The organism is Rhizobacter sp. P3_C12, from assembly GCF_056402735.1.
The window spans coordinates 1-9,379 of record NZ_JBFUGW010000247.1; the positions used below are offsets into that span (position 1 = coordinate 1).

The following is a 9,379-nucleotide window of genomic DNA, read 5'->3' on the forward strand; positions in this document are numbered from 1 at the left end:
CTCGGCGCCTTCCGCGCCGAACTGCGCGCTGCGGGCGGCCTGCAGCTCGGGCGTCTGCCCGGCGGCATCCGGCGTCAGCAGCGCGGGCGACGGTGGCGCCTGCGCCGTGGGGGCCGCGCTGCGCCGGGCCGCCAGCGCCGCGAAGTCGCGCTCCTCGTCGGCATAGAAGGCCTGGGCCCAGGGCGCGCCGAGCAGGTCGCGGCGCACCTTCGAGCGCTCGGCCATCACGCCGGCCCAGCTGGCCGGGTCGTCCGGCTTCCAGGCGGTGTCGAAGCGGCGCTGCTGCAGCGCGAGGTAGCGGTCCCAGACGTCGAGCACCTGGCGCGCGGCGTCGATGCCGCGCTCGAGCGTCAGCTGCTGCTCGATCCAGTGGCGCAGCTCGGCCGGCTCGACCTCCCCGGTGCCGGTCAGCAGGTAGTCGAAGCGGCGGCGCAGCGCCAGGCCGGGCTGCAGCCGGTCGCCGGCCCAGGTGCCCCAGTCGCCGTCGAGGTCGGTGCCGCGCAGCGAGCCGTCGACCCACAACCGGGCGACGTGCGCGGCAGCAGCTTCCGCGGCCCGCGCGGCGGCCTCGTTGTAGGCGGCGGCATCGGTCGGCACGCCGGCGGCGAACGGGTTGTCGCGCCATTCGGTGAAACGGGGTTCGGCCGGGCGGGCGGCATGCGTCGACGACGGCGTGAGCCGCCAGGCGACGACGCCGATCACCAGGCAGACGCCTGCGACCGAGAGTGCGAACAGCGAGGCCGGCCGGTCGCTCACAGCCCCGCCGCCTTCAGGCGGTTCGCCTGGCTGCGGTAGAACGCCACCGGGTCCTGCGCGAACAGCCCGCGGATGCCGAACGCCTGGTTCACCTCGTCGAGGTGGTTCCAGGCGTAGTTGTCCTTCAGCACCACGCCCCAGTGGCTGGAACACTGGCCGACCAGCCCGTCGTTCTGCTCGAAGCCGAAGAACACGCTGGTGGCGGCGAGCAGGCCGTCGCTCACGTCGAACACGTTGGTCAGCACGCTGGTGCCGCCGACCGACCAGTAGCGCACGCCGTTGACCACCGCGGCGCCCTGGCCGCAGGGCGTGGCGGGCGCGGCCTGCGGGAAGCGGCGATTGAAATCGGCGGCGCCGGCGGTGTTCAGCGACTGCAGCGCGCCCAGCGAGTTCTGCGGCAGGCTCGGCGAGCCGGACAGGAACGAGATCGTCGCGGCCAGCGCATTCGCGATCGCGGCGACAGCGCCGGTGGTGCCGGTCCACGAGGTGATGCCCTGGATCGCATCGGCGGTCTTGCTGCCGGTGTGCGGCGCGCCGACCGTGGTGACGGAGGCGACCAGCTCGGGTGCGACGGCGGCCACGTAGCGGATGGTCGGGCCGCCGTGGCTGTGGCCGATCAGGTTGAACTTCTGATAGCCGTACGCGGCCTTCAGCGCGCGCAGTTCACGCAGCAGCTGCTCGCCGCGCGCCTCGCTGGAGTTGGCGGCCGACACGCTGGGCGTGTAGACGGTGGCACCGCCCGCGCGCAGCGCCGACGGGATGCCGTAGAAGTAGTCGACCGGCCCGATCGCATCGAAGCCGAGCAGGCCGTGGACCATCACGATCGGGTACTGCGTCTTCGCGTAGGTGTCGGCGGCGCGCGCCTCGGGCGCGGCACCGAACGCGAGGCCGGCGGCCAGCGCGATGGCGCCGAGCGCGCGCGGCAGCGACGCGGACCAAAACCGGGAAAGCCATGGGAAGGGCAGCCGCGGCACGCGGCAGATCGGCAAGTTCATCGAGATGTCTCCTGAAGGTTCTAGGTATGTCGTGCGCCCGCCGGCATCGATGCCAGTCGTGTGCGCACGCGGGACCGAACATCCTGCGAACTGCCTGCAAAACATGCGGCCGACGCGGAGTCTCGAACGAACGTTCGTCTTTTAAAAGAGGGATGGCCCTGAAATCGTCACCGGACTTTCCCGGAGAGCGCCGATCTGAATCAGCGACGATCGGCGATGCACTGAGCGCGCGCCTTCAAGATCTCCAAACGCGGCTTGAACTCCTCTACGGTCCACGTGCGTCCGGCTTCGATGTCTTGTGCCGCTTCAAACAGAGCCTCGAGTCGTGACTCTTGCTCTGTCATCGCAGGACAGTCGTCTGCTTCCAAAACTGCAGGAGACCGCTCAACGTCGCGAGTCATGAACGTGGCTCCTTGACCTCCCCCTGCGACGCGGCGAGCACCGCCGCCAATGCGGACCGCAAAGGAACGAGGTCGTCGCGCACGATGCTCCAATCGTGGAAGGCGACCAGGAAGTCGGCATCGCTGTCGCCGCGGGACTGCTCACGCGCGCGTGACCCGAACCAGGCCAGATGGGTGACGCCGAAGCGGCGCTGCCACTCGGCCTTGTGCTGTCTCAACAGGGTGAGGGTCTCGGCGCGACTCATGGCGCGAGGATGCCGCAATCGCCGCGGCAATCAAATCGCCATCGTGCAGCCGCCGCCGATCAGATTTCCTCGTAGAGAGGCAGCGTCAGGAACTCCGCGAACTCCTCCTGCGTGCTCATCTGCGTGAAGATCTCCGCCGCCCGGTCGAACTTGCCCTCGAAGCCGCCGGCCTTGATCTTCGCGAGTTCTTCCGGCACCAGCGCACGCACCATCTCGGCCGTGACCTTGCGGCCGTCGTCGAGCGTGCCCTTCGGCGAGCGGATCCACTGCCACACCTGCGAACGGCTGATCTCGGCGGTGGCCGCATCCTCCATCAGGTTGTGGATCGGCACGCAGCCGTTGCCGGCCAGCCAGGCCCCCAGGTAATGGATGCCGACGTTGATGTTCATGCGCAGCCCGTGCTCGGTGATCGGCGCCTCGGGCTGGAAGTCCAGCAGGTCGGCGGCGCTCACCTTCACGTCGGGGCGCTGCTTGTCGAACTGGTTCGGCCGGTCGCCCAGCACCGCCATGAACTCCTTCATTGCCGGCTCGACCAGCCCCGGGTGCGCGACCCAGCCGCCGTCGTAGCCGTCGGTCGCGTCGCGCTTCTTGTCGGCGATGATCCCGCCCATCGCAATCGCGTTCTTCTCGGGGTCGTTCTTGATCGGGATCAGCGCGCTCATGCCGCCCATCGCCGGCGCACCGCGCTTGTGGCAGGTCTGCAGCAGCAGCAGCGCGTACGCACGCATGAACGGCGCCGTCATCGTGACCTTCGCGCGGTCGGCCAGGCAGAAGTTGCGGTCGACCTTGAACTTCTTGATGCAGCTGAAGATGTAGTCCCAGCGGCCGGCGTTCAGCCCGGCGCTGTGCTCGCGCAGCTCATACAGGATCTCGTCCATCTCGAAGGCCGCGAGGATGGTCTCGATCAGCACCGTCGCCTTGATCGTGCCCTGCGGCAGCCCGAGCTCGGCCTGCGTCATCACGAACACGTCGTTCCACAGCCGCGCCTCGAGGTGGCTCTCCATCTTCGGCAGGTAGAAGTACGGGCCGGCGCCGCGCGCGAGTTGCTCGCGCGCGTTGTGGAACATGAACAGCGCGAAGTCGAAGATGCCGCCGTGCACGCGCTGGCCGTCCACCGTCACGTGCTTCTCGTCGAGGTGCCAGCCGCGCGGACGCACCTGCAGCGTCGCGACCTGGTCATTGAGCTGGTAGGTCTTGCCCTTCGATTCGAGCGTCAGCGTGCGGCGGATCGCCTGCGACAGGTTGATCTGCCCCTGGATCTGGTTGGCCCACGACGGCGAGTTGCTGTCCTCGAAGTCGGTCATGTAGCTGTCGGCACCGGAGTTGAACGCGTTGATCACCATCTTCGCGTCGACCGGGCCGGTGATCTCGACGCGCCGGCAGTGCAGCGCCTTCGGAATCGGCGCGACCTTCCAGTCGCCGGCGCGGATGTTGGCCGTCTCGGGCAGGAAATCGGGGCGCTCGCCGGCATCCAGGCGCTGCGTGCGCTCGACCCGCGCGGCCAGCAGTTGCTGCCGGCGCGGCTCGAAGGCCCGGTGCAGCCTGGCGACCAGCTCCAGCGCCGGCAGCGTCAGCACCGTCTCGAAGCCCGGCAGGATGGGCGCGTTGATCTGCATGCCGTGCGGCAGGGGAAGGCTGCTCATGGGGAATCTCCTCGGAATCGAATCTCCGCACTCTATTGGAGACTTGCGTGAAGATTAAGAGCCTTCGAATTCGATGATTCGTGACTCCTGCGCACTGAATCAACCCCGGAACGACCAATTCCAGGTGGAACCTCTCGCCTGAGTCGGTCCACTCAGCCGCGACGACAACCCGGAGACGAACGCGATGAATCCGCTGCGCGACACTCTCATCGACGGCCTGCCGGCCGCTCTGGCCAGTTGGCCCACGCTGGGCAAGCCGGCGTCCCCCCACCTGCCGATCCCTTCCATCGGGCCGTCCGCACCGGCTGCCAGCAAGCTCGAGCACGAGGCGTTGGCGAAGACCCCCGCCGACGGCTGGCAGATGGAGCGCTCTCAGGCCGGGATTGCTGACTATGGCGCGCATAATCCCGCGCCATGGACCGGCTAAAGCAGATCGAATCGTTCGTATCGGTCGCTGCCAAGGGCAGTTTGACGGCCGCCGCCCATGCCGAAGGCGTCGCGCCGGCGGTCATCGGCCGGCGCATCGATGCGCTGGAAGAGCGGCTGGGCGTCAAGCTGCTGGTGCGCACGACGCGCCGCATCACGCTGACGCACGAGGGCAGCGCCTTCCTCGAAGACTGCCAGCGGCTGCTGGCCGACCTGGCCAACGCCGAATCCAGCGTCAGCGCCGGCGGCATCAAGGCGGCCGGCTACCTGCGCCTGACGGCACCGGCCGGCTTCGGCCGCCGGCACGTCGCGCCGCTGGTGCCGCGCTTCCTCGCGCTGCATCCGGAGGTCAACGTCTCGCTGAACCTGAGCGACCGGCTGGTCGACATCGTCAACGAGGGCGTCGATTGCGCGGTGCGCGTCGGCGAGCTGCCCGACAGCAGCCTGGTCAGCGTGCGGCTGGCCGACAACCGCCGGCTGTGCGTCGCGACGCCCGACTACCTGAAGCGCGCCGGCACGCCGCGCACGCCGCAGGAGTTGTCGCACCACGAGTGCCTGACGCTGAGCAGCGATGCCAGCCAGACGCGCGGCTGGGCCTTCACGATCGACGGCCAGGTGCAGCACCTGCGGCTGAGCGGCCGGCTCGATTGCAGCGACGGCCAGGTGCTGCACGACTGGTGCCTGGCCGGGCTCGGCATTGCGTGGCGCTCGACCTGGGAGGTCGAGGGCGAGGTCGCGAGCGGCGCGCTGGTCAGCATGCTCGACGCCTACGCCGCGCCGCCCAACGGCATCTACGCCGTGTTCCCGCAGCGCAAGCACCTGCCGCTGCGGGTGCGGCTGTGGATCGATTTCCTGAAGCAGACCTACGGGAACGCCGCGTACTGGCAGGACACCGCAGGCCCTGCCTGACTTACTTGGCGGCCGAAGCTGCTGCCGCGGGGGCCGATGCGTCCTTCGTGCACTTCTTGACGTAGCTGTTCTTCGCCGCGCCCTTCAGCTTCTTGTCGGCGGCCTGCGTCTCGCACGCAGCGCCCGCGCCGCTGGCCTTGGCCTCGCGCTCGCATTTCTTCATGAAGCTGTTCTTGGCCGCGCCGGCCAGCTTCTTGTCGGTCGCCTTCGACTCGCAGGTCGCCGCATCGGCCGCGAACGCCACGTTGGACAGCGCGATCAGGCCCAGGGCCACCAGGGTGCTCAGTTTCTTCATGGGATTCCTCCGGGGTGCGGCGAACGGTGTGTCGCCGGCCCGGATTGAAGCACCGACCCCGAATGTGATCAAGCGTGAGCTTGAGTCAACACGAATCTCTCTATGTCGCTTTATGTCACCAATGACAGCGTCACATGATGCGCCGAGGGTGGGCGAGCGCCTCGTGCGCCGCATGCAGCCGGCGCACCAGCACGCGGATGAACGCCTCGTCGAACAGGTGGCGGCAGCCCGGGCTGACCTGGGCCAGCGTGTCGGGCGTGAAGGTGATCGTGGTGGCCGATTCGGTGACGATCACGTCGGTGCTGTGGCGGCGCAGCTCGGCACTCGGCGCGAGGTAGACCATCTCGCCCACCGAGGTGCCGGCACCGAGCTGCGCGACCTTCGTGCCTTCGCGGAAGACCTCGACCTCGCCCTGCGCAATGATGTGGAAGTTGCGCGTTTCCTCGCCGCGCCGGTACAGCGCATGGCCGAAGGTGTAGCGCTGCCACTTCGCGCGGTGCACCACCTCCCACAGCTCGACATCGCCGAAGTTGGAAAAGAAATCGAGCGTGCGCAGCAGGTTGAAGCGCTCCGAATCGAGCACGCCCTGCAGCTGGCCGCGCGGCACCTGGTGGTTGACGATCAGCCCGGACAGCGCCTGCGCGAACTCGTCCCAGCTCGCATAGCGGTCGTCGGCGCGCTTGGCCAGCGCCCGCAGGATCACGGCATCGACGCCCTCGCCGACGCCCGAGCGCAGCTGGCTCGGCGGCATCGGCATCGCGTTGTAGACCTGGTTCATCATCGCCGACTGCGACGGCGCGTCGAAGGGCGGGCGGCCGGCGATCAGGTGGTACAGCACCGCACCGAGCGAATACATGTCGGCCCGGCTGTCGAGCGAGGCGCCGTCGAGCTGCTCCGGTGCCATGTAGGCCAGCGAGCCGACGCGGTAGACCTGCGTCGTCTCGGCCGACATGTTCAGCACGCTGCCGAAGTCGGTCACCTTGACGTCGGTGATGCTGCCGTTGGTGATCACCGCCAGGATGTTGGCCGGCTTCACGTCGCGGTGCACCAGGCCCTGGCGGAACACGTAGCCGAGCGCCATCGCGCACTTGAAGCCGATCTCGACGATCAGCTCCAGCGGCAGCAGCTGGTCGGCCCGGCAGTACTGGCGCAGCGTGTGGCCCGACACGTACTCCATCACGAGGTAGGGCTCGTTCGGGTCGGCCACCGCGTCGAAGATCTGCACCACGTTCGGGTGCTGGAGCCGGCCGACCAGGGCGGCCTCGGCCGCGAAGAAGCGCTCGAAGAAGCGGCCGTCGGTCGGATCGTTGACCGCGCCCAGGCGCACCCGCTTGATGGCCACGTCACGCTGGTGGAACTCGTCGCGCGCGAGGAACACCTCGCTGGTGGCCCCCTCGCCGAGCCGGCGCAGCACCGGGTACTTGCCGACCTGGGCCGGCAACGGCAAGCCGGAGACGGTGGCGGGTTCGGTCGTGGCGAGCGGAAGACTCATGGGTGATGCGTTGTCGGCACGCAGATGCCGAAGGGCCCGGAAGCCGAGAGTGGCATCTTGGCACCGCCGCCACGCCCCAGTGTGCCAAATTGAACACCAAAGTGGGTGCAAATCCGAAATGGGCCCCTCGTTCGGTGGGGTCCGGCGCTCGGCCCGCCCCTCGGTGTCGCGCAACTAGAATCGCGGCCATGATCCAAGCCAAACAGGAACTGCTGCAGGCGCTGGCCGCGGCGGTTGCCGATGTCCACCCCGGCAGCAGCGTGCCGATCGCCTTCGAATCGCCCAAGCAGGCCTCGCACGGCGACTTCGCGGTGACGCTCGCGATGCAGCTCGCCAAGCCGCTGAAGAAGAACCCCCGCGAACTGGCCCAGGCCCTGATCGACGCCCTGAACCGGCAACCCGCGGTGCAGCGCCACGTCGAGGCGCTCGAGATCGCCGGCCCCGGCTTCATCAACCTGCGGCTCAAGGCTGCTGCCAAGCAGTCGGTGATCGGCGAGATCCTGGCGGCCGGCCCGGCCTTCGGCAACCAGCCGCCGGTCGACCGGCGCGTGATGGTGGAGTTCGTCTCGGCCAACCCGACCGGCCCGCTGCACGTCGGGCACGGCCGCCAGGCCGCGCTGGGCGACGCGATCTGCAGCCTGCTCGACACGCAGGGCTGGCAGGTCACGCGCGAGTTCTATTACAACGACGCCGGCGTGCAGATCGCGACGCTGGCGGCCACCACGCAGGCCCGCATCCAGGGCCTGAAGCCCGGCGACGCGGCCTGGCCCGAGCCGGCCTACAACGGCGAGTACATCGCCGACATCGCGGCCGACTTCCTCGCGAAGAAGACCGTCAAGTCGGACGACCGCGAGTTCACCGCGTCGGGCGACCCCGACGACCTGGACAGCATCCGCCAGTTCGCGGTGGCCTACCTGCGGCACGAACAAGACCTCGACCTGCAGGCCTTCGGCGTGCGCTTCGACAACTACTTCCTCGAATCCAGCCTGTACAGCAGCGGGCGCGTGGAACAGACGGTGTCCAAGCTCAAGGCGGCCGGCAAGACCTTCGAGGAAGGCGGCGCGCTGTGGCTGCGCAGCACCGACTACGGTGACGACAAGGACCGCGTGATGCGCAAGTCCGACGGCACCTACACCTACTTCGTGCCCGACGTGGCGTACCACATCAACAAGTGGGAGCGCGGCTTCACCAAGGTGGTCAACATCCAGGGCACCGACCACCACGGCACCATCGCGCGCGTGCGTGCCGGGCTGCAGGGCGTGGGCGAGAACATCCCGGCCGGCTACCCCGACTACGTGCTGAACAAGATGGTCACCGTGATGCGCGGCGGCGAGGAGGTGAAGATCTCCAAGCGCGCCGGCGGCTACGTGACGCTGCGCGACCTGATCGACTGGACCAGCCGCGACGCGGTGCGCTTCTTCATGATCAGCCGCAAGGCCGACACCGAGTTCACCTTCGACGTCGACCTGGCGCTGAAGCAGAACGACGAGAACCCGGTGTTCTACGTGCAGTACGCCCATGCGCGCATCAGCAAGGTGCTGCGCGACTGGGTGGCCGAGCACGGCGGCGACCTCGCCGCGCTGAAGGGCGCCGACCTGTCGCTGCTGGCCGCGCCGACCGAGGCGGCCCTGCTGCTGAAGCTGGCCGAGTACCCCGACATGCTGACCCACGCGGCGGCCGACCTGGCGCCGCACGACGTCACGTTCTACCTGCGCGACGTCGCCAGCGCCTTCCACAGCTATTACGCGGCCGAGCGCTTCCTGCTGGCCGACAACGCCAACCTGACGCGCGCCCGCCTCGCGCTGCTGGCCGCCACTGCCCAGGTGCTGCGCAATGCGCTGCAGGTGCTGGGCGTGGCCGCCCCCGACCGGATGTGATGGAGAACGCATGAAAAGCCAACGTGGCGGTTTTGTCCTGGGCCTGATCATCGGCCTGCTGATCGGCCTGGCGCTCGCGCTGGGTGTCGCGCTGTACATCGCGAAGGTGCCGGTGCCCTTCATCAACAAGGTGCCGCAACGCACCGCCGAGCAGGACGCGGCCGAGGCCGAGAAGAACAAGAACTGGGACCCGAACGGCTCGCTGTCGGGCAAGACGCCGGTGCGGCAGGGCAGCCAGGCCGCCAGCGGCGTCGTCGGGGCACCCGTGCCGGCCTTCCCGCCGTCCGTCCCCTCGGCCACGCCGCCGGTCGGGGCGGCGCCGGCCGCCAGCAGCCCGCGC

General features: G+C 68.9%; 10 protein-coding genes and 1 pseudogene. 4 read left to right on the forward strand and 7 right to left on the reverse strand.

Going from position 1 to position 9,379, the window contains the following annotated elements:
* From AC1DXV_RS26880 to aceB, 5 genes are all read right to left on the reverse strand, one after another.
* On the reverse strand, positions 1–756 hold a 756-nt coding region (locus AC1DXV_RS26880; protein ID WP_477936444.1), incomplete at its 3' end, for a hypothetical protein.
* On the reverse strand, positions 753–1,751 hold the full coding sequence (locus AC1DXV_RS26885) for an esterase/lipase family protein (RefSeq protein ID WP_477866084.1): 999 nt from the start codon (positions 1,749–1,751) through the stop codon (positions 753–755). The genes AC1DXV_RS26885 and AC1DXV_RS26880, both read right to left, overlap by 4 nt.
* A 200-nt stretch (positions 1,752–1,951) precedes the next feature.
* Positions 1,952–2,152: a hypothetical protein gene (locus AC1DXV_RS26890; protein ID WP_477866085.1), complete on the reverse strand. Its 201-nt coding sequence runs from the start codon at positions 2,150–2,152 to the stop codon at positions 1,952–1,954.
* A complete protein-coding gene (locus AC1DXV_RS26895; RefSeq protein ID WP_477866086.1) occupies positions 2,149–2,397 on the reverse strand; it encodes a nucleotidyltransferase family protein in 249 nt (82 codons plus the stop codon). Before AC1DXV_RS26895 ends, AC1DXV_RS26890 begins: the two co-directional genes overlap by 4 nt.
* A gap of 59 nt (positions 2,398–2,456) precedes the next feature.
* Complete coding sequence (gene aceB / locus AC1DXV_RS26900; protein ID WP_477866087.1) at positions 2,457–4,040, reverse strand: malate synthase A; 1,584 nt, start codon at positions 4,038–4,040, stop codon at positions 2,457–2,459.
* A 184-nt stretch (positions 4,041–4,224) separates the two neighbouring features.
* On the opposite strand from aceB, the gene AC1DXV_RS26905 reads away from it, so the two are divergent.
* Together AC1DXV_RS26905 and AC1DXV_RS26910 are read left to right on the forward strand one after the other, a co-directional pair.
* On the forward strand, positions 4,225–4,467 hold the full coding sequence (locus AC1DXV_RS26905) for a hypothetical protein (protein WP_477866088.1): 243 nt from the start codon (positions 4,225–4,227) through the stop codon (positions 4,465–4,467).
* On the forward strand, positions 4,455–5,375 hold the full coding sequence (locus AC1DXV_RS26910) for a LysR family transcriptional regulator (protein WP_477936446.1): 921 nt from the start codon (positions 4,455–4,457) through the stop codon (positions 5,373–5,375). Before AC1DXV_RS26905 ends, AC1DXV_RS26910 begins: the two co-directional genes overlap by 13 nt.
* Position 5,376: 1 nt before the next feature.
* Here the strand turns inward: AC1DXV_RS26910 and AC1DXV_RS26915 are convergent, their stop codons facing one another.
* Together AC1DXV_RS26915 and AC1DXV_RS26920 are read right to left on the reverse strand one after the other, a co-directional pair.
* Complete coding sequence (locus AC1DXV_RS26915) at positions 5,377–5,670, reverse strand: hypothetical protein (protein WP_477866090.1); 294 nt, start codon at positions 5,668–5,670, stop codon at positions 5,377–5,379.
* A 130-nt stretch (positions 5,671–5,800) separates the two neighbouring features.
* Positions 5,801–7,162 (reverse strand): serine/threonine-protein kinase, encoded by a 1,362-nt coding sequence (locus tag AC1DXV_RS26920; RefSeq protein WP_477866091.1) that lies wholly within the window; start codon positions 7,160–7,162, stop codon positions 5,801–5,803.
* A 188-nt stretch (positions 7,163–7,350) separates the two neighbouring features.
* On the opposite strand from AC1DXV_RS26920, the gene argS reads away from it, so the two are divergent.
* Both argS and AC1DXV_RS26930 read left to right on the forward strand, forming a co-directional pair.
* The gene (gene argS, locus AC1DXV_RS26925) at positions 7,351–9,039 is read left to right on the forward strand and encodes an arginine--tRNA ligase (protein WP_477866092.1); all 1,689 of its coding nucleotides are present in this window, start codon (positions 7,351–7,353) and stop codon (positions 9,037–9,039) included.
* Between the two features lie 10 nt (positions 9,040–9,049).
* Positions 9,050–9,379, forward strand: a pseudogene (locus AC1DXV_RS26930) (SPOR domain-containing protein); the annotation flags it as partial.

Coding starts and splice junctions, on each gene's coding strand:
- AC1DXV_RS26885 (WP_477866084.1), bottom strand. CDS start 1,751: ATGAACTTGCCGATCTGCCGCGTGCCGCGGCTGCCCTTCCCATGGCTT.
- AC1DXV_RS26890 (WP_477866085.1), bottom strand. CDS start 2,152: ATGACTCGCGACGTTGAGCGGTCTCCTGCAGTTTTGGAAGCAGACGAC.
- AC1DXV_RS26895 (WP_477866086.1), bottom strand. CDS start 2,397: ATGAGTCGCGCCGAGACCCTCACCCTGTTGAGACAGCACAAGGCCGAG.
- aceB (WP_477866087.1), bottom strand. CDS start 4,040: ATGAGCAGCCTTCCCCTGCCGCACGGCATGCAGATCAACGCGCCCATC.
- AC1DXV_RS26905 (WP_477866088.1), top strand. CDS start 4,225: ATGAATCCGCTGCGCGACACTCTCATCGACGGCCTGCCGGCCGCTCTG.
- AC1DXV_RS26910 (WP_477936446.1), top strand. CDS start 4,455: ATGGACCGGCTAAAGCAGATCGAATCGTTCGTATCGGTCGCTGCCAAG.
- AC1DXV_RS26915 (WP_477866090.1), bottom strand. CDS start 5,670: ATGAAGAAACTGAGCACCCTGGTGGCCCTGGGCCTGATCGCGCTGTCC.
- AC1DXV_RS26920 (WP_477866091.1), bottom strand. CDS start 7,162: ATGAGTCTTCCGCTCGCCACGACCGAACCCGCCACCGTCTCCGGCTTG.
- argS (WP_477866092.1), top strand. CDS start 7,351: ATGATCCAAGCCAAACAGGAACTGCTGCAGGCGCTGGCCGCGGCGGTT.